This is a genomic window from Streptomyces sp. MMCC 100 (assembly GCF_041538145.2).
Taxonomy (GTDB): domain Bacteria; phylum Actinomycetota; class Actinomycetes; order Streptomycetales; family Streptomycetaceae; genus Streptomyces.
This window is the reverse complement of record NZ_JBGORK020000001.1, coordinates 6,008,306-6,028,056: the sequence shown is the minus strand read 5'-3', so window position 1 is coordinate 6,028,056 and position 19,751 is coordinate 6,008,306. Positions and strand designations below refer to the sequence as shown.

Sequence of the window (19,751 nt, the reverse complement as noted above, 5' to 3'; positions counted from 1 at the left end):
ATTCGCCGATTGTCAGTGCCATCGGGTTGCATGGGGGCATGGACCACGTGGAACTCCGTACCGAAGCCGACGCCGTCCTCGCCGAGCTCGTCGGCGATCGTGAGGGATCGGCACGACTGCGGGAGGATCAGTGGCAGGCGGTGGCGGCCCTGGTGGAGGAGCACCGGCGTGCTCTGGTGGTGCAGCGCACCGGCTGGGGCAAGTCGGCCGTGTACTTCGTCGCCACCGCACTGCTGCGCCGGCGTGGTGCGGGCCCCACGGTGATCGTCTCGCCGCTGCTGGCGCTGATGCGCAACCAGGTCGAGTCGGCCGCGCGGGCGGGTATCCGGGCGCGCACGATCAACTCGGCCAACCCGGAGGAGTGGGAAACGATCTACGGGGAGGTCGAGCGGGGTGAGACCGACGTCCTCCTCGTGAGCCCGGAACGCCTCAATTCCGTGGACTTCCGGGATCAAGTACTGCCGAAGCTCGCGGCCACGACCGGTCTGCTGGTGGTGGACGAGGCGCACTGCATCTCCGACTGGGGCCACGACTTCCGCCCCGACTACCGTCGGCTGCGCACGATGCTGGCCGAGCTGCCGGCCGGGGTGCCGGTGCTGGCCACCACCGCGACCGCCAACGCGCGGGTCACGGCCGATGTGGCGGAGCAGTTGGGCACGGGTGGCGGGGACGCTCTGGTGCTTCGGGGGCCGCTCGACCGGGAGAGTCTCCGGCTGGGCGTGCTCGAGTTGCCGGACGCGGCGCACCGGCTGGCCTGGCTGGGGGAGCGGCTGGGGGATCTGCCCGGTTCCGGGATCATTTACACGCTGACCGTGGCGGCGGCGGAGGAGGTCGCGGCGTTCCTGCGGCAGCGCGGCTATCCGGTGGCTTCCTACACGGGAAAGACGGAGAACGCCGACCGGTTGCAGGCGGAGGAGGACCTGCTGGCGAACCGGGTGAAGGCGCTCGTGGCGACCTCGGCGCTGGGCATGGGTTTCGACAAGCCCGACCTCGGGTTCGTCGTGCATCTGGGGTCGCCCTCGTCCCCCATCGCGTACTACCAGCAGGTGGGACGTGCGGGGCGTGGTGTGGACCATGCGGACGTCCTGTTGCTGCCGGGGCGGGAGGACGAGGCGATCTGGGCGTACTTCGCCTCGGTGGGCTTCCCGCCGGAGGAGCAGGTGCGGCGCACGCTGGCGGTGCTGGAGGAGGCGGGGCGGCCGATGTCGCTCCCGGCGCTCGAGCCGTTGGTGGATCTCCGCCGTTCGCGCCTGGAGACGATGCTCAAGGTCCTGGACGTGGACGGCGCGGTCAAGCGGGTGAAGGGCGGCTGGGCCGCCACGGGGCAGCCGTGGACGTACGACGCGGAGCGGTACGCGTGGGTGGCCCGGCAGCGTCAGGCGGAGCAGCAGGCCATGCGGGACTACGTGGCGACCACGGGGTGCCGGATGGAGTTCCTGCAGCGGCAGCTGGACGACGAGAAGGCCTCCCCGTGCGGTCGCTGCGACACCTGCGCCGGCCCCTGGCTCGACCCCGCCGTCTCGTCCGCGGCCCTCGCGGCGGCGACGGGCGAACTGGACCGTCCGGGCGTGGAGGTCGAGCCGCGCAAGATGTGGCCGACCGGGCTCGCCGCGGTGGGCATGGACCTCAAGGGCCGCATCCCCGTGGGCCAGCAGGCCCTCACCGGGCGGGCGCTGGGGAGGCTGTCGGACATCGGCTGGGGCAACCGTCTGCGTCCGCTCCTGTCGGCGCAGGCGGCGGACGGGCCGGTCCCGGACGACGTGCTGGCCGCCGTCGTCACGGTGCTGGCCGACTGGGCCCGCTCGCCGGGCGGCTGGGCCGACGGATCTCCCGACGCGGTGGCGAGGCCCGTGGGCATCGTCGCCATGCCCTCCCGCACCCGCCCCCAGCTGGTCGCCTCGCTGGCCGAGGGAGTGGCACGGGTCGGCAGGCTCCCGCTGCTGGGCCACCTCGCCCACACCGCCCACGCCGACGAGCATGCCGCCCACCGCAGCAACTCCGCCCAGCGGCTGCGCGCCCTGGCGGAGTCGTTCACCGTGCCCGGCGAGCTCGCCACGGCCTTGGCCGGTACCTCCGGCCCGGTCCTGCTCGTCGACGACTACACCGACTCCGGCTGGACCCTGGCCGTGGGCGCACGCCTCCTGCGCCAGGCCGGCGCCGACCAGGTGCTCCCGCTTGTCCTCGCCCTGGCCGGATAGGCCGGGCACTCTGCTCGCCGGTCCGGACTTCGACGCGTACGACCGCTGCGTACGGCGCCGGTCCGGAGCTCTGCCACCCGTGCCGCACGGCCCTTGCGCGCCACGGCGCCGCACCCACGGTCGTTGGGCATGAGCACGATGACGGGGAGAGAGCGAAAAGGTTGTACCGGAAGTCGCGGGATTCCCTGTGTGATTCCGCACGTCGCGAAGCCGTGATGTCGCCGGAGGGAGATCCGCTTGGACATGTGGAGGGCTGAAGGGCGCCCTTCCTGAATCGAGCGGAGGGGGATCAGTCCCATGAGCGGTGTGGGCGAACGCCTGCCATGCGCGGAGGAGATGCGGAGCAGTGCCGCGGTCTTCGTCGGACGGGTCACCGTCCGCCACCGGCTCCCACTGGACTACTCCGTGGCCAGCCTCCGCATCGTCGACTTCCTCGTCGACGGGCTGCGCAAGAACGGAGTGGAGGCTGCCCGGGTGAGCGGCACGCTGTTCGGCCTCGGGGCGTACGTCGGAGAGGTGCTCGTGCGCCGGGCGGGCGCCACGTGGATCGATCTCGACACCGACCAGCGGACCTGCTTCGGGCAGCCGGTCGGCGTGCGGATGCCGGACGGGCGGGTGTGGAACCCCCTCGGCAGGGTCCGCAACTGCTTCGATGCGGGCAGCTCGCAGGAGTCGCTGCGCACCTTCTATCTCACCCTGCACGGCAGGATTCCGCGGCCTGTCGCCCGGCAACCGTCGGAAACGGGCTGAGACGGCGCCCTGACGAGGCTTCCCGAGGACGGGATCGCGCGAGGTGACGTGCCCCTGTAGACAGTTATCCACAGGGCAAAGCGGAACTTGCCGATCCGCGAGATCGTCGAGCCATGACGAACCACAGCGAAACGACCGGATCCTTCGAGAACGGCGACATCCCGGACGCCGCGGAGCCGGGTCGGGCGGACCGCGCCCCGTACGAGAGCCCCGGAGACGAGCACCAGGTCACCCTGCGCACCCCCGCCGAACTCGCCGACGCCCTGCCGTACCTGCTCGGGTACCGCCCGGAGGACAGCATCGTCCTGGCCGCCCTGCGGGACCGGGACGGGCGGGGCCGCTTCGGCGGTCGCGCGCGTCTCGGTATCCCCGCGAACCCGGACGACTGGGCGGGCGCGGCCGGACAACTGGTCCACGGCCTGGTGACCGGAAGCGAGCGGCGCGGGGCGCGGCCCGAGCAGATGGTCGCCTATCTCTGCCAGGAACCGGGCCCGGGCGAGACCGGACGGGACGTGATGGAGCGGCTGCGACCGCTGGCCCAGACGCTGCGCGTCGAGTGCGGTGCCCTCGACGTTCCCGTCGTCGAAGCGCTGTGCATCTCGGCCGGGCGCTTCTGGTCGTACTGCTGCGACGAAGAGGCATGCTGCCCGGCGGAGGGCCTCCCCATGGGACTGCCGGGTACGTCGGTACTTGCCGCGGCGGCCACCTACGCCGGTATCCAGGTGCGCGGCTCGCTCCGTGAACTGAGGGCCAGGATGCTGCCCGGGGAGAACGCGGCGGCGGTCGAGCAGGCGGCCGCCCTGGACGCGGCCGCCACGACGCTGGTCTCCCGGATCCTGGACGCGGGCGGCCGCTCGGAGGTGGCCGAGGAGACGCTGGATACGGCGCAGCGGGTCATGCGGCGCCTCGCCGATGCCCCGCCCGTCTCCGGCGTGCCGGCCGAAGACCTGCGCGACGACCAACTGCTCGGGCAAGAGGAGGCGGCGGCGTTGATCCTCGGACTCCAGGACCGCACGACACGCGACCGCGCGGCCGCATGGATGGAGGGCGACGAGGCGGCACCAGCGATGCGCCTGTGGCGGGCCCTGGCCCGCCGCTGCGTCGCGCCGTACGGCGAACATGCGGCCGCGCCCCTCACGCTCGCGGGCTGGGTCGCCTGGTCCACCGGTGACGAACTGGAGGCGCGGGAGGCGCTGGCCATGGCCCTCGGCGCGGACCCCGACTACCTCTTCGCCCGGCTCCTGCACCAGGCGTGCAACGAGGGCCTCGATCCCGAGTCGATCCGCCGCTGTCTGCGCGAGGGCAGGAAGGGCGGCGCAGACACGGGAGACGGCACTTCGGAAGCTGAGGGACGCAGCGGCACCCCGGTGGAACGGGAGCCGGCCGAGCCCTCGTCCGCACCGCCGCCCGGCCGTCGGCGCCGCTCGCGCACCCTCACCTCGGCGCATGGCGTCCGACGCCGTGCGAGGGCGCAGGCCCACCAGCCGAGCGCCGGGATCGTGCGTCCCCGCACTCCCTCCCCCCGCACTCCCTCCGGAGGTGGTCGGCCCGGGAGCACTCGGACGGACCGGACCCGCCCTCACGTATCGGGGGCGGCGGCCACGGACAGGCAGGAGGCGCGGCCGGAAGGAGCGTGTACGGGAGAGTGCGGGACCGACGAGGGCAGCGAGCGCCCCTGAAGCGGGTGGTCGCGGTCCGGCCGTCAGGCCGACGTCCGCAGGCACCTGCACGGCCCCGCCATGGACTCCGGCCGTCGAGCCGGCGCTCGGCCCGCTCCCGCTTCCGCACCCGGCGACCGGTTGTTCCGCCGAATCCCTTGCCACCGGCGCCAGGCGGGCCGGGACGGGCGGTGGGACGCAGATGAGGAGGGAGTGGATCAGTGGCCGAAGCGGTCGGCGAAGGGAGTGTTTATCGTCAGGAAGACGACTATGATCACCGCATGCCCTACGACCCGTCAGCCTTTCCGCCCTTCGCCGTGACTGTGGATCTGGTCGTGCTGACCGTGCGCCGCCACTCCCTGTGCGCGCTGGCGGTGCGCAGGGGCGAGCCGCCGTTCCAGGGCCGTTGGGCCCTGCCCGGCGGGTTCGTACGGGCCGGCGAGGACCTGGCGCAGGCGGCGGCGCGGGAACTGGCCGAGGAGACCGGGCTGTGCGTCCACGACCCGGCCGCGCCGACCCAGGACAACGGTGCCCACCTGGAGCAGCTCGCGACCTACGGCGATCCCGACCGCGACCCCCGGATGCGGGTGGTCAGCGTGGCCCACCTGGCCCTCGCCCCCGACCTGCCCGCACCGCGAGCGGGGGGTGACGCCAGCAACGCCCGCTGGGCACCGGTCGAAGAACTGCTGGAACAGAGCGGCTATGGCCACGCCGGCGAGGCGGTGGCGCCGCTCGCCTTCGACCATGCCCAGATTTTGGCGGACGGGGTGGAGCGAGCCCGCTCCAAGATCGAGTACTCGTCGCTGGCCACCGCCTTCTGCCCGCCCGAGTTCACCGTTGGCGAGCTGCGCCGCGTCTACGAGGCGGTGTGGAGCGTGGCGCTCGACCCCCGCAACTTCCACCGCAAGGTGACGGGCACGCCGGGGTTCCTCGTCCCCACCGGCGGGACGACCACGCGCCAGGGCGGCCGTCCCGCCCAGCTCTTCCGGGCGGGCGGCGCGACCCTCCTCAACCCCCCGATGCTCCGACCCGAGGTCTGACGCCGAGCCCGCGCGATGCCCGAAAAACCGGATATCACACGCTATCTTGCTACGGGTGATCCAGGCCTTCGGACTGACCAGCAACCCCCGCAAGGAGCTCCCGCCCGCCGTCGACGACGTCTCGTTCGAGGCGCGTGCGGGCCGCGTCACCGCACTCCTCGGAGCATCGGGCGCCGGTAAGACGACGGCACTCAGACTCATGCTCGAGCTCCAACATGGCCGTGGTCTCACCTACTTCAGAGGCCGCCCCCTGCACCGCATCGCCCATCCCTCCCGCGAGGTCGGCGTGCTGCTCGGCGACGTCCCGGGGCACCCCGCCCGTACCGTGCGCGGCCATCTCCGCATGCTGTGCGCGGCCGCGGGGGTTCCCGTCAGCAGAGCCGACGAGGTCCTCGAGTCGGTCGGTCTCGAGAGTCTGCGCGACGAACGCCTCGGCGCCCTCTCCCGGGGCATGGACCGGCGACTCGGCCTGGCCTGCGCGCTCGTTCCCGACCCGCACACCCTGGTCTTCGACGACCCCGCCGGCGCACTCTCCGTCCACGACGCCCGACGGCTGCACGGCGCACTGCGTGCCCACGCCGACCAGGGCGGCACGGTCCTGTTCAGCACGGCGGATCCCAAGGAGGCCGCGCGCAGCGCCGACCACGTCGTGACGCTGGAGCGGGGCAGGGTCGTCGCCGACCAGGAGGCGACGGAGTTCTCCCGTACCCGGTTGCGCCCCCGCGTCGCCGTCCGCAGCCCGCACGCCGCCCGCCTCGCCGCCGTGGTGGCCAAGGAGGCACGCACGGCACGCCGTTCCGTCGAGGTGGTGCGCGAGGGAGGCAACCGGCTCGCGGTGTACGGCAGTACGTGCGCCGACATCGGCGAGACGGCCTTCCGGAACGGCATCCTCGTACACCAATTGGCCGACGAGGTCGGTGACATGGGCCCCGGGGCCGGTGCGGTTCCCGCGGCCCGGCGCCAAGAGCGACAGGAGACGGACGGCGATCGTGCGCAGGGCGCCGGGACGCCGAGTACGCCCCGCCCCTCGCCCGTCGGCACCTCGTCCCCTTCCTCCGGCGCCTCGCAGCCGCGTCCCTGCGACACCCGCCCGCACGCCGGCCCCCGGCAGGCGCCCACCGAGGACGGTGACACAGACGGGCCCGCGGCCCGGGCCGCCCGCCCCAAGACTCCTGGGCCCCGTCATGCCCTCGCCCCCGACAGCGCCCCCGACAGCGCCACCGACAGCGCCATCGAAGCCCTCAGACCCTCAGCGCCCTCAGTACCCGATGCCACCCCGCACCGCACACCGCGCCCCTTCAGCGCCCTCACGTCCGGCACGGCGAAGGGTCGGGACGCGACCGTCACGCTTCCGCCCCCCATCTCCGTCCGTTCCGCCCCCAGCCCCCTCCGGCCGCTGCGCTACGAGCTCCGGCGTGCGGTGGGTGTCGGTACCGGCTTCGTCACCGGTGCGGTCGTGCTCCTCGTGTCCGCCGTCACCGCCGTGGTCCTGGCCCGCGTCGGGCACACCCCACAGGCGCGGCTCCTGGCCGCGTGGCCGCGGGAGCTCCCGCTGCCACCGGCCGCGCTCGGCGCCGGGCTGCTCGGCGCGCTCGCCTTCGGCGACGAGTTCCGCCACCCCGCCCTAGCGGCGGACCGCGGCACCGTGCCCCGCCGCATGGGGCTGCTGACCGCCAAGCTCCTCGTCTCCGCGGCCGCCGCGCTGCTGCTGGCCGCCCTGACGGTGGGCTGCAACGCCGAAGTGCTGCGCCTCCTCTACGGGGCCGAGCTCGCGGAGGTCCCCGCCGACTGGCCCGCGCTGAGCGTCGGTTGGCTCGGACTAGTCGTCGGCTGCGCGTGGTCCGGAGTGCTCGCCGCGGGTGTCTTCCGGTCCACCACCGCCGGGCTGGCGGCGGTGGTCGCCGTTCCGGTCGTCGTCGTACCGCTCGTACACAAGGTCTGGGAGGGCCCGTCCGTACGGACCGCTGCAGGCTTCCCGATGCGGGTGCGCGAGGTCCTCCTGACCCAGTGGCCGTTCGGGGGTGAGCGGTACGTGGCGGAGGCGCTGCGCCTGATCGCCCAACCCGTGGGCGGGGCAATGACGTTGTCACTGACCGCTCTGCTCTGCACGTATCTGCTCACGACCCTGCGCAGCAGGGTTCGGTGACGCCTGTCTCACCCTTCCGTTCCGACCGTGTGCGCAACTCCCCGGGGAAAGCCCATTTCTTTCCGATAAGGCGTCAATTGCGACGGGGTGAGCGATCACCCTTTCGTGTGCTTTTCACCAAAGACCTCAAGGGAGTTGAGGTCAGCGCCGACAAAGGATGCGTGAGTACCCTTGCGCACACCATGATGACCGCCGCCCGTTCCGCCGACTCCGGCCTCGCGAACCCGGGCGAACTCGACCGCTACCCGTACGCCGAGACGCCCGCCGTCGACCGCGTCGGGGCGCCCGCCTGGGAAGGGGTGGAGCCCGAGCTGGGCCGCGTTGGCCGGCGCACCGCGGGCAACCGTGGCCGCGGGCTGCACGGGCAACTCGTCCAGCAGCTGGGCCAGATGATCGTTTCGGGCGACCTGGGCGCCGACCGCCCGCTGGTGCCCGAGGAGATCGGGCAGCGTTTCGAGGTCTCCCGCACCGTGGTGCGCGAGTCCCTTCGCGTGCTGGAGGCGAAGGGACTGGTCAGTGCCCGCCCGAACGTCGGCACGCGCGTGCGCCCCGTCAGTGACTGGAACCTCCTCGATCCGGACATCATCGAATGGCGTGCCTTCGGGCCGCAGCGCGACGACCAGCGCCGCGAGCTGAGCGAGCTGCGCTGGACGATCGAGCCGCTCGCCGCGCGCCTGGCCGCCGGACACGGGCGCGAGGACGTCCAGCAGCGGCTGTCCGACATGGTCGGGATCATGGGGCACGCCATGGGGCAGGGCGATGCGCTCACCTTCTCGCGTGCCGATGCCGAGTTCCACACCCTGCTCATCCAGATCGCGGGCAATCGGATGCTGGACCACCTCTCCGGGATCGTCTCCGCCGCCCTCCATGTCTCCGGCGGTCCGGTCACCGGCTGTGACCGGCCGAACGACGTGTCGCTCGCGCAGCACGGCAGGATCGTCGACGCCCTCGCCACCGGCGACGGCGCCGCGGCCGAGGCGGCCATGCGCCAACTTCTGACCGTCCACCCCGAGGTGGAACGCGTGGTGCCCGCCCCCCGCGAGCACTGACCGCGTTCCGCCGGAACGGCGCGGTCCGGGCACGCCAAACCCCTCCTGTGGCAGTGGCCGGCACGCCGCCGTCATCGTCGGACCCCGCGGAGCCGCTCATGGTTCCCGGGGTCCGACGGTGTGATGAGAGGCTGGACCGTCCGGGCATGGCCGGGACACACGGGGTGATGACCTTGTTCCTTCGTGTTTGACCGGTTTTGATCGCTTACGGGGTGTGACTCGGGCCACGCGGATTGGGCGTAACGCTCTTGGGAACAACACGATGACCTAAGAGGTGACAGCCGCGGAGGGAATACGGACGCCGTTCACGGCGCTGTGTATCTCCCCGGCCCGCCCGCACCGTCGGCCCATTCCCAAGCCGGTGGTCGGCCCCTGTCCGCCGTGGACGGGGCCGGAAGCCGTTTTTCAACGTTCCGAGAGGTTGTTCGTGTCGGCCAGCACATCCCGTACGCTCCCGCCGGAGATCGCCGAGTCCGTCTCTGTCATGGCGCTCATTGAGCGGGGAAAGGCTGAGGGGCAGATCGCCGGCGATGACGTGCGTCGGGCCTTCGAAGCTGACCAGATTCCGGCCACTCAGTGGAAGAACGTACTGCGCAGCCTCAACCAGATCCTCGAGGAAGAGGGTGTGACGCTGATGGTCAGTGCCGCAGAGCCCAAGCGCACCCGAAAGAGCGTCGCAGCGAAGAGTCCCGCCAAGCGCACCGCCACGAAGACGGTCGCCGCGAAGACGGTGACCAGCAGGAAGGCGACCGCTCCCGCCGCCCCGGCGACGCCCGCCGCCGAGCCCGCAGTCGAGGAAGAGGCACCCGCCAAGAAGGCGGCGGCCAAGAAGACGACCGCCAAGAAGGCGACGGCGAAGAAGACGACCGCCAAGAAGGCGGCGGCCAAGAAGACGACCGCCAAGAAGGAAGACGGCGAGCTTCTCGAGGACGAGGCGACCGAGGAGCCGAAGGCCGCGACGGAGGAGCCCGAGGGCACCGAGAACGCGGGCTTCGTGCTGTCCGACGAGGACGAGGACGACGCTCCGGCCCAGCAGGTCGCCGCGGCCGGCGCCACCGCCGACCCGGTCAAGGACTACCTCAAGCAGATCGGCAAGGTCCCCCTGCTCAACGCCGAGCAGGAGGTCGAACTCGCCAAGCGCATCGAGGCCGGTCTGTTCGCCGAGGACAAGCTGGCGAACTCCGACAAGCTGGCGCCCAAGCTCAAGCGCGAGCTGGAGATCATCGCCGAGGACGGCCGCCGCGCCAAGAACCACCTTCTCGAGGCCAACCTCCGTCTGGTGGTCTCCCTGGCCAAGCGCTACACCGGCCGCGGCATGCTCTTCCTGGACCTCATCCAGGAGGGCAACCTCGGTCTGATCCGCGCGGTGGAGAAGTTCGACTACACCAAGGGCTACAAGTTCTCCACGTACGCCACCTGGTGGATCCGTCAGGCGATCACCCGCGCGATGGCCGACCAGGCCCGCACCATCCGTATCCCGGTGCACATGGTCGAGGTCATCAACAAGCTCGCGCGCGTGCAGCGCCAGATGCTCCAGGACCTGGGCCGCGAGCCCACCCCGGAGGAGCTGGCCAAGGAGCTCGACATGACCCCGGAGAAGGTCATCGAGGTCCAGAAGTACGGTCGCGAGCCCATCTCGCTGCACACCCCGCTGGGTGAGGACGGCGACAGCGAGTTCGGTGACCTCATCGAGGACTCCGAGGCGGTCGTCCCGGCCGACGCGGTCAGCTTCACACTCCTGCAGGAGCAGCTGCACTCCGTTCTCGACACCCTGTCCGAGCGCGAGGCGGGCGTCGTCTCCATGCGCTTCGGTCTCACCGACGGTCAGCCGAAGACCCTCGACGAGATCGGCAAGGTGTACGGCGTCACGCGTGAGCGCATCCGCCAGATCGAGTCGAAGACCATGTCGAAGCTGCGTCACCCGTCGCGCTCCCAGGTGCTGCGTGACTACCTCGACTAGGTCGCGGTAGGCAGTACGAGCGACAGCACGAGCAAACGAGGCCCGGTCCCGCCAAGGTGCGGAACCGGGCCTCCGTGCTGGGCAGCGGGTGCGCGACACGGCGTACTGGATCACTCTGGGTGTCTCATGACCACCTAGGAGTGAGGAGCCCGCATGCGTCGTCTCTTTGCCCGGACACTGGCCCGGCCGCTGGTGCTGGCGGCCGCCGCGACCGCGATACCGCTGGGGTCCGCCACCCCCGCCGCCGCCGACAGCATCGTCGTCGGAGGCTTCCCGGTCGAAGTGTCCGACAGTCCGTGGACCGTCGCCCTGTCCAGTCGTGACCGGTTCGGAGGTACGCGGGCGGGGCAGTTCTGCGGGGGAGTGGCCGTCGGCCGGACCACCGTGCTCACAGCGGCCCACTGTCTGGGGGAGGAGGTCCTGGGGTCGCCGCCGGAGCAGGTGGACGACCTGCGGGTCATCGCCGGCCGGACCGATCTGCTGTCGGACCAGGGGCAGGAGATCCCCATCCGATCCGTCTGGGTGAACCCGGAGCACGACGACGGCAGCAACGCGGGCGACTTCGCGGTGCTCACTCTTTCCCAAGCGCTCCCCGCCGGCTCGGTCATAGGGATGGCGGCAGAAGGTGACGCTGCGTACACGCCCGACACGGGGGCCCTCGTCTACGGCTGGGGCGACACCTCGGGTGCCGGCGACTACGCGAACGGCCTGCACGCGGCCCGGGTGCGGGTGCTTCCCGACGCGTCCTGCGAGCGGGCCTATCCGGGGAACGACGACGGGCGGTACCTGTCGAACACCATGCTCTGTGCCGGGCAGGAGGCCGGTGGCCGCGACGCCTGTCAGGGGGACAGCGGGGGGCCGCTGGTCAGCCGGGGGAGGCTTATCGGCCTGGTGTCCTGGGGGAGTGGCTGCGGGCGTCCGGGCAGCCCCGGGGTGTACACACGCGTCGCCTCGATACTGCGGACGCTGGGGTGGGACGGCACGGCCGCGAAGCAGCGCGGGAGCGCCTGACGGCCGCTGAGAGCCTGCCGGACACGAGTACGGGCGGCCGCCTCCGGGATCCGGAGGACGGGCTGGACGACCTCGTACGAGTCGAACGTGCGAAGCGGGTGCGGTTGTGGTGCGGTACCCGCCCACCGGTCTGGACAACATCCCACACCTGGTTGCGCCAGCCCCGCGGCCGGGCCAGGAACACATCGTGCTTGCGCGCCGCCCGCTCCCCTCCCGCGAGCCCTGCCCGCTCCTGCCTCCGGGATCCGGAGGCGGCCGCCCGTTCATCGGCCTGTGCCGATTCGGCTCGTCGTCGGGCGCGTTCGGTCAGCGCTCTTCCTCGTCGGAAGATGCCGGAACGGCCGTCAGCCGCTCCGTCTCGTCCTGTATCTCAGCGGCGATCTTCTTGAGTTCCGGCTCGAACTTGCGACCGTGGTGGGCGCAGAAGAGCAGTTCTCCGCCGCTCAGCAGGACGACGCGCAGGTATGCCTGGGCGCCGCAGCGGTCGCAGCGATCGGCGGCCGTCAGCGGGCTTGCGGAAGTCAGAACAGTAGTCACGTCGCCTCTTCTCTAGCTCGACGAGCTGTCGTACCAGGGTCAACATCCAACCAGCCCCAAAACGTTCCCGCTCGTGGCTTTTCCTCGAAAAAAACTTTCCGAGGGGCCGGCTGTTGCCGATTGGCGGCGAATGTGCCGTATTGCGTGTCTATGTGTCGTACGGGTTCGCGCAGTCGGTCAGTGTCGGTCCCGCCGGCTGGGTTGCCGGTTTGTTCATGAGGACGTGCCCGGAGCCTAAATGGTTCATGCGTCGAAGGGAACGTGATGTGTACTTCACCCCATCGAGGGATCGAACAGGCATGCGATCCTGGACTAGGGTGAGTCAGTGACGAGGGTGGCGTTACAACGGCTCTACCAGGCCTCGGTACCCTCTGACCGGTGAACCGAGCCACGCCCTTACCCAGCGGGGCCCCATCTGAAATTCAGCGAGGAGCGAACCGCGTGACCGCCGAGACATCCGTGCCGTCCACTGCGCTGCTGGCAGGAGCAGACCGGGACGGATCCAATTACACCGCGCGGCACCTGCTCGTCCTCGAGGGGCTCGAGGCCGTGCGCAAGCGTCCGGGCATGTACATCGGATCCACCGACAGCCGTGGCCTGATGCACTGCCTGTGGGAGATCATCGACAACTCCGTCGACGAGGCCCTGGGCGGCTACTGCGACCACATCGAGGTGATCCTCCACGACGACGCCTCGGTGGAGGTCCGGGACAACGGCCGGGGCATCCCGGTCGACGTCGAGCCCAAGACCGGCCTGTCCGGCGTCGAGGTCGTCATGACCAAGCTGCACGCCGGCGGCAAGTTCGGAGGTGGCTCCTACGCCGCTTCGGGCGGTCTGCACGGCGTCGGCGCCTCCGTGGTGAACGCCCTGTCCGCCCGCCTGGACATCGAGGTGGACCGCGGCGGGCAGACCCACGCCATCAGCTTCCGGCGCGGAGTCCCGGGCACCTTCGCGAAGACGGGCCCGGACGCCAAGTTCGACGCCGGGAACGGGCTGCGCAAGGTCAAGAAGATCCCCAAGAGCCGCAGCGGTACGCGCGTGCGGTACTGGGCGGACCGGCAGATCTTCCTCAAGGACGCGAAGCTCTCCCTGGACACGCTGCACCAGCGGGCCCGCCAGACGGCGTTCCTGGTGCCCGGGCTGACCATCGTCGTGCGTGACGAGTTCGGCCTCGGTGACGGCGGCAGCAAGGGCGAGGAGTCGTTCCGCTTCGACGGAGGCATCAGCGAGTTCTGCGAGTTCCTGGCCAGTGACCGGCCCGTCTGCGACACCCTCCGCTTCAGCGGCCAGGGCTCCTTCAAGGAGACGGTCCCGGTCCTGGACGAGGAGGGGCAGATGACGCCCACCGAGGTCACCCGCGACCTCGGTGTCGATGTCGCAATGCGCTGGGGCACCGGTTACGACACCACGCTCAGGTCGTTCGTCAACATCATCGCCACGCCGAAGGGCGGCACCCACGTCGCCGGCTTCGAGCAGGCGGTGGCGAAGACGATGAACGAGGTGCTGCGCACCAAGAAGATGCTGCGCGTCGCCGAGGACGACATCGTCAAGGACGACGCCCTGGAAGGGCTGACGGCGGTCGTCACCGTCCGGCTCGCCGAGCCGCAGTTCGAGGGCCAGACCAAGGAGGTCCTCGGCACCTCGGCGGCCCGCCGGATCGTGAACAACGTGATCAGCAAGGAACTGAAGGCGTTCCTGACCTCGACCAAGCGTGACGCGGCCCAGCAGGCCCGGGTGGTCATGGAGAAGGCCGTCGCCGCGGCCCGTACCCGTATCGCCGCGCGCCAGCACAAGGACGCCCAGCGTCGCAAGACGGCCCTGGAGTCCTCGTCGCTGCCCGCGAAGCTCGCCGACTGCCGCAGCGACGACGTCGACCGCAGCGAGCTGTTCATCGTCGAGGGCGACTCCGCGCTGGGTACGGCCAAGCTCGCCCGGAACTCCGAGTTCCAGGCGCTGCTGCCGATCCGGGGCAAGATCCTCAACGTCCAGAAGTCGTCCGTGACCGACATGCTGAAGAACGCCGAGTGCGGGGCGATCATCCAGGTCATAGGAGCCGGGTCGGGCCGTACCTTCGACATCGACGCGGCCCGCTACGGCAAGATCATCATGATGACCGACGCCGATGTGGACGGCTCCCACATCCGCACCCTGCTGCTGACGCTGTTCCACCGCTACATGCGGCCCATGGTGGAGGCGGGCCGGGTGTTCGCCGCAGTGCCGCCGCTGCACCGCATCGAGCTGGTCCAGCCGAAGAAGGGCCAGGACAAGTACGTCTACACGTACTCGGACCGGGAGCTGCGCGACAAGCTCATGGAGTTCCAGAGCAAGAACATCCGGTACAAGGACTCCATCCAGCGGTACAAGGGCCTGGGTGAGATGGACGCCGACCAGCTGGCGGAGACGACCATGGACCCCCGACGCCGCACCCTGCGCCGGATCAACCTCACCGACCTGGACTCCGCCGAGCAGGTCTTCGACCTGCTGATGGGCAACGACGTCGCTCCCCGCAAGGAGTTCATCTCCAGTTCGGCGGCGACGCTGGACCGGTCGCGCATCGACGCGTGACCACGCCCATACGTCGGACCGGGCCCGGAAGCGAGATCCGGGCCCGGTCCGACGTATGGGCCCACCTTCCACGCCGCCGTCCGGGAGCGTCCCCCTCTCCACCCCTGGGTGGAGTGCCGCGCCGGCCGGACCTCCACCCATGATCCACCCGGACTCCGATCCCCCGACCTCGTCGTTTCCGTAACGTCGAAGGCGTCGGCGGGACCGCCGCCGGCATCACCTTCTTCCCTCACGGAGGCACGATGTCCGGGCTCGTCGACGCGTTGGTCATCACGGCGGTGGTCGGCCTGGTGATCACCCGGCAGTTCCGCGCAAGCCGGATCGACACCGACCGGCGCTGGTGGGTGCTGCCCGTGGTGCTGGGCATCCTCGCGCTGCGCGAACCGGGCATGATCGACGCCGGCCACCAGATGGCCGCCGTCCTGCTGCTCGCCGCCGAAATACTCATCGGCCTGGTCACCGGGGCCGGCTGGGCCTGGACCACCCGTATATGGGCCGAGGCCGACGGCGTCGTGTGGAGCAGGGGCAGCAGGGCGAGCGTCGCCGTGTGGGCCGTCGGCATCGCGCTCCGTGCCGGCCTCTACGGGGTCGGCGCGGCCCTGGGAGTGCGGCAGGAAGGCTCCGCCCTGCTGCTCGCCCTCGCGGTGACCCTGCTGGTCCGGTCCGGAGTCCTGGCCTGGCGCGTTCAGACCGGGCGCCCGGCCGGAGCGCACGGTCCCGCGTACCGTGACGCCGTGTCCCGGCCCACCCTGAAGGAGCCCGCGTGACGGAGAACGTCTGGACGAGGTGGCCTAGCAGGGAGGCGCTCCTGCACGAGGGAGTCTCCCGTCCCCGGCGCCTGCTCGCCCGGGCGGTGCGCCTGCTGGTGTTCGGCATGCTGCTGTGGGGCGCCTTCACCAGCAGCCGTCTGCACGGGTGGGGCTCGGTCCTGGCGGCCGTCGGCCTGCTCGCCGCCGTGTGCGTGGCATGGGCCTACTTCCGGACCACGCTCGCACACCGCTTGTGGCCGTCCCTGGCACTCGTCGCCGTACTGCTCGCGATCGCGGCCGGCGCCCAGTCCGTCGGCTTCGCTGTCCCCGCTCTGGTCATCTGGTGCGGCTGCGCCGTCGTGGCTCTGGAGCGGATGCCCATCGTGGCCGCGCTGCCCGTGACCTCGGTGGCGCTGGCCTCCTACGCCGTGGTCAGCGACGACGCCTGGCTGACCACGGTGGCGACGGTGGCCGGGCTGACTCTCGCCGGATACGTCCTGCGACTCGACGCCGAGGCACGGGGCAACGCGCAGCGGCTGCTGGCCCAGGAGCGGGCCGCCCGGGCGGCCGAGGCGGAGTCCGCGGCACTCGCGGAGCGGGCCCGGATCGCCAGGGAGATCCACGATGTGCTGGCGCACAGTCTCTCGGCGCAACTGGTGCACCTCGAGGCGGCCCGGTTGCTGATCGAGCGGGACGCCGACCGGCAGCAGATCCTGGACCGGGTGGTGGCGGCGCGGGGAATGGCCCGCGACGGACTCGCCGAGACCCGGCAGGCGTTGTCCGCGCTTCGCGGGGACCTGACGCCGCTGGAGGACTTCCTGGCCCAGCTCGTCGACACGGCCGAGGGCGCGGCGGAGGTCACCATTACGGGGGAACGCAGACCGCTGCCGGCCGAGGCGTCACAGGCCGTGCGCCGAGTGGCCCAGGAAGCGCTGACGAACGCCCGCAGGCACGCCCCGGGCGCCAGGGTGCGGGTGCGGCTGGACTACGGCGCCCACGAAGTGATGCTGGACGTACGGGACTCGGGGGGCCCGCCCGGCGAAGTCACCGGCACCGGAGGTGGGTACGGTCTGCTGGGCATGCGGGAGCGCGCCGAACTGCTGGGCGGCTCGCTGCGGGCAGGGCCGGGCGAGGAGGGGTTCGTGGTGACGTTGAAGGTGCCTGTATGACGGACGAAGGCGGGCAGAGGCCCGCGCGGGTGGTGGTCGCCGACGATCAGACCGTGGTGCGTGAGGGCATCGTGATGCTGCTCGGACTCCTGCCCGGAGTCGAGGTCGTGGGCGCCGCCGGGGATGGCGAGGAGGCGGTGCGGCTCGTCGCCGAACTCGCCCCGGACGTGGTGCTGATGGATCTGCGCATGCCCAGATGCGACGGTTTGGAGGCCACCCGCCGGATCCGGGACGAACACCCCGCGACGCAGGTGGTCGTGCTGACGACGTACGGGGACGACGAGTCCGTGTTCCCCGCCTTGCGAGCGGGGGCGCGCGGTTACCTCACCAAGGACGCGGGCGGGGACGAGATCGTTCGGGCGGTGCACGGTGTCCTGTCCGGAGACGCGGGGCTTGCTCCGAGTATCCAACGGCGGTTGCTGGAGCGCCTGTCCGAGTCCGAGCCGCGGCGGGCGGGACCGCCCGAGCCACCCGACGGGCTCACTACGCGGGAGACCGAGGTGCTGGTCCTCATCGCCGAGGGGCTCAACAACCATCAGATCGCGAGCAGACTGCACGTCTCGACGGCGACGGTGAAGACCCACATCAACAACCTGTTCGGCAAGACGGGCGTCAAGGACCGTGCGCAGGCGGTGCGTTACGCCTATGGGAAGGGGCTGGTGCGGCCACCAGGGGGATGAATCACCTGATGGGGTGAAGTGCCTGGGGAAGAAGAGTCGGGGATCTTCCCGTTCTGTCCATCCTTGGGCATGCAGTCAAGTAACGATCGGCCTCGCGGCGCCGGGGGCGGTCCCGAAAGCGCGGCCGACCACCGCGCCGTGCCGGGCAGGGCCTACGTCGAGACGGCCCCCGGCCCGCGGTACGACGACCCGTGGTACGACGCGCTCGCCTCAGGCTGGGGCGAGTCGGCCGACCCCGGGGCCCCCGGGCCGGCACTGCCGCCGATGCGCCGGGAGCCGGCGGAGGAGCCGTCCCGGGCCGCGGCCGAGGTGTATCTGGAGGTCCAGCGCAGCGCGGCCTTTCAGGAGGTCCGCAGCCGGTACCGGAGGTTCGTGGTCCCGGCCGTCACCGCCTTCTTCCTGTGGTACGTCGCCTACGTGGTGGCCGCCACGACGGCCCCCACCCTGATGGCCCGGCCGGTGGCCGGCACGGTGAACGTGGCGATGGCCGCCGGGCTCGGCCAGTTCCTCACCACGTTCCTGCTCACCTGGGCCTACGCGCGGCACGCCCGGCTGCGCAGGGACCGGGCCGCGCTCGAGCTGCGCTGGGACACCCAGGAACTGACACGCGGCGCGAGAGGCGGTGCGTCGTGACGGGCGACCATCAGACGTTGGCGCTGCTGCTGTTCAGCACGTTCGTCGCCGTCACGCTCGGGATCACCACATGGGTGGGCCGTCATCGGCACGGCTCGGCGGAGGAGTTCTACGCGGGCGGCCGCCTCTTCTCGCCGATGGAGAATGGTTTTGCCATCTCCGGCGACTACATGTCGGCCGCGTCCTTCCTCGGCATCTCGGGGCTCATCGCCCTCTACGGCTACGACGGCATGCTCTACTCGGTGGGCTTCCTGGTGGCCTGGCTCGTGGTCCTGTTCCTCGTCGCCGAACTGGTCCGAAACTGCGGTCGGTTCACCCTCGCCGACGTCGTGGCCGCCCGGATGCGGGAGCGGCCCGTACGGATCGCGGCCGGGACCTCCTCGGTCACCGTCTCCGTCCTGTACCTGGTGGCGCAGATGGTGGGCGCGGGCAGCCTGGTCGCGCTGCTGCTGGGCGGGACGAGCGAGGCGGCCCGGACGTGGACCGTCATCGGCGTCGGCGCCCTCATGGTGATCTACGTGTCGCTGGGCGGGATGCGCGCCACCACCTGGATCCAGATCGTGAAGGCGGTCCTCCTGCTCGGCGGCACCGTGGCGCTGACCGCGCTCGTCCTGGTGCGCTTCCACGGCGACGTCGACCGGTTGCTGCGCACGGCGGCCGAGCGCAGCGGACACGGTGAGGCGTTCCTCGCGCCGGGCCTGGCGTACGGCGGGGACTGGGTCTCCCGCTTCGACTTCATCAGCCTGGGGCTCGCCCTGGTGCTGGGCACGGCCGGGCTGCCGCACATCCTGTCCCGCTTCTACACCGTGCCCACCGCACGGGCGGCGAGGCGGTCCGTGGTCTGGTCGATCGGCCTCATCGGCGGCTTCTACCTGATGACGATCGTGCTGGGATTCGGTGCCGCCGCCCTGGTCGGCCCGGACGCCGTACGCGCGTCGAACGCCGCCGGGAACACGGCGGTGCCGCTGCTCGCCCTGGACCTGGGCGGCGGCGCGCAGTCCACCGGCGGGACGGTCCTGTTCGCGGTCGTCGCCGCCGTCGCGTTCGCCACCATCCTCGCGGTGGTCGCCGGCATCACTCTGGCGTCCTCGGCGTCCGTGGCCCACGACCTGTACGCGTCCTTGCGGCGTCGCCGCTCCAAGCCGCGCAGCGAGGTCGCCGTGGCGCGGGTCGCCACCGTCGGCATCGGCGCCGTCGCGATCGGGCTCGGTCTGCTCGCCCGCGACCTCAACGTCGCGTTCCTGGTGGGCCTCGCCTTCGCCGTGGCCGCCTCCGCGAATCTGCCGGTGCTGCTCTACTCGCTGTTCTGGCGCGGCTTCACCACCCGGGGCGCGGTGTGGGCGGTCTACGGCGGTCTGGTGCCGGCCGTGGTGCTCGTGCTGCTGTCCCCGGTGGTCTCCGGCAGCCCGCAGTCGCTCTTCCCGGGCCTCGACTTCCAGTACTTCCCGCTGCAGAACCCCGGCCTCGTCTCGATCCCGCTGGGCTTCCTCGCGGGCTGGCTGGGCACGGTCACCTCCCCGGAGGTCCCGGACGAGGCCAAGCACGCCGAGACCGAGGTGCGGTCGCTGACCGGGGCGGGGGCCGTGTAGGGGCGGCGCGGCGGCCA

15 protein-coding genes are annotated in these 19,751 nt (G+C 71.3%); 14 read left to right on the top strand and 1 reads right to left on the bottom strand.

The window, feature by feature from the left end:
- The first annotated feature begins 38 nt into the window (after positions 1–38).
- From ABS735_RS27850 to ABS735_RS27815, 8 genes are all read left to right on the top strand, one after another.
- A complete protein-coding gene (locus tag ABS735_RS27850; RefSeq protein WP_373903504.1) occupies positions 39–2,198 on the top strand; it encodes a RecQ family ATP-dependent DNA helicase in 2,160 nt (719 codons plus the stop codon).
- Positions 2,199–2,495: 297 nt separating this feature from the next.
- Complete coding sequence (locus tag ABS735_RS27845; protein WP_373903505.1) at positions 2,496–2,948, top strand: hypothetical protein; 453 nt, start codon at positions 2,496–2,498, stop codon at positions 2,946–2,948.
- Between the two features lie 113 nt (positions 2,949–3,061).
- Positions 3,062–4,627 carry a DUF4192 domain-containing protein gene (locus ABS735_RS27840; protein WP_373903506.1) on the top strand — a complete coding sequence of 522 codons (1,566 nt, stop codon included), beginning with the start codon at positions 3,062–3,064 and terminating at the stop codon, positions 4,625–4,627.
- 260 nt (positions 4,628–4,887) lie between these two features.
- Positions 4,888–5,646: an NUDIX hydrolase gene (locus ABS735_RS27835; protein ID WP_373903507.1), complete on the top strand. Its 759-nt coding sequence runs from the start codon at positions 4,888–4,890 to the stop codon at positions 5,644–5,646.
- Between the two features lie 55 nt (positions 5,647–5,701).
- Complete coding sequence (locus ABS735_RS27830) at positions 5,702–7,792, top strand: ATP-binding cassette domain-containing protein (RefSeq protein WP_373903508.1); 2,091 nt, start codon at positions 5,702–5,704, stop codon at positions 7,790–7,792.
- Positions 7,793–7,953: 161 nt separating this feature from the next.
- Complete coding sequence (gene whiH / locus ABS735_RS27825) at positions 7,954–8,841, top strand: sporulation transcriptional regulator WhiH (RefSeq protein WP_373903509.1); 888 nt, start codon at positions 7,954–7,956, stop codon at positions 8,839–8,841.
- A 427-nt stretch (positions 8,842–9,268) separates the two neighbouring features.
- On the top strand, positions 9,269–10,801 hold the full coding sequence (locus ABS735_RS27820) for an RNA polymerase sigma factor (protein WP_373903510.1): 1,533 nt from the start codon (positions 9,269–9,271) through the stop codon (positions 10,799–10,801).
- 153 nt (positions 10,802–10,954) lie between these two features.
- The gene (locus tag ABS735_RS27815; RefSeq protein ID WP_373903511.1) at positions 10,955–11,812 is read left to right on the top strand and encodes a S1 family peptidase; all 858 of its coding nucleotides are present in this window, start codon (positions 10,955–10,957) and stop codon (positions 11,810–11,812) included.
- Between the two features lie 306 nt (positions 11,813–12,118).
- Here the strand turns inward: ABS735_RS27815 and ABS735_RS27810 are convergent, their stop codons facing one another.
- On the bottom strand, positions 12,119–12,349 hold the full coding sequence (locus ABS735_RS27810) for a DUF7455 domain-containing protein (protein WP_373903512.1): 231 nt from the start codon (positions 12,347–12,349) through the stop codon (positions 12,119–12,121).
- Between the two features lie 441 nt (positions 12,350–12,790).
- On the opposite strand from ABS735_RS27810, the gene ABS735_RS27805 reads away from it, so the two are divergent.
- From ABS735_RS27805 to ABS735_RS27780, 6 genes are all read left to right on the top strand, one after another.
- Positions 12,791–14,914: a DNA gyrase/topoisomerase IV subunit B gene (locus ABS735_RS27805; protein WP_373903513.1), complete on the top strand. Its 2,124-nt coding sequence runs from the start codon at positions 12,791–12,793 to the stop codon at positions 14,912–14,914.
- Positions 14,915–15,156: 242 nt separating this feature from the next.
- Positions 15,157–15,681 (top strand): DUF1453 domain-containing protein, encoded by a 525-nt coding sequence (locus ABS735_RS27800; RefSeq protein WP_373903514.1) that lies wholly within the window; start codon positions 15,157–15,159, stop codon positions 15,679–15,681.
- Positions 15,678–16,832 (top strand): sensor histidine kinase, encoded by a 1,155-nt coding sequence (locus ABS735_RS27795; RefSeq protein WP_373903515.1) that lies wholly within the window; start codon positions 15,678–15,680, stop codon positions 16,830–16,832. Before ABS735_RS27800 ends, ABS735_RS27795 begins: the two co-directional genes overlap by 4 nt.
- Positions 16,829–17,512: a response regulator transcription factor gene (locus ABS735_RS27790; RefSeq protein WP_373903516.1), complete on the top strand. Its 684-nt coding sequence runs from the start codon at positions 16,829–16,831 to the stop codon at positions 17,510–17,512. The genes ABS735_RS27795 and ABS735_RS27790 overlap by 4 nt, the downstream gene beginning before the upstream one ends.
- Before the next feature lie 69 nt (positions 17,513–17,581).
- Complete coding sequence (locus tag ABS735_RS27785) at positions 17,582–18,145, top strand: DUF485 domain-containing protein (RefSeq protein WP_373903517.1); 564 nt, start codon at positions 17,582–17,584, stop codon at positions 18,143–18,145.
- Positions 18,142–19,734: a solute symporter family protein gene (locus ABS735_RS27780; protein ID WP_373903518.1), complete on the top strand. Its 1,593-nt coding sequence runs from the start codon at positions 18,142–18,144 to the stop codon at positions 19,732–19,734. Before ABS735_RS27785 ends, ABS735_RS27780 begins: the two co-directional genes overlap by 4 nt.
- Positions 19,735–19,751: the final 17 nt, after the last annotated feature.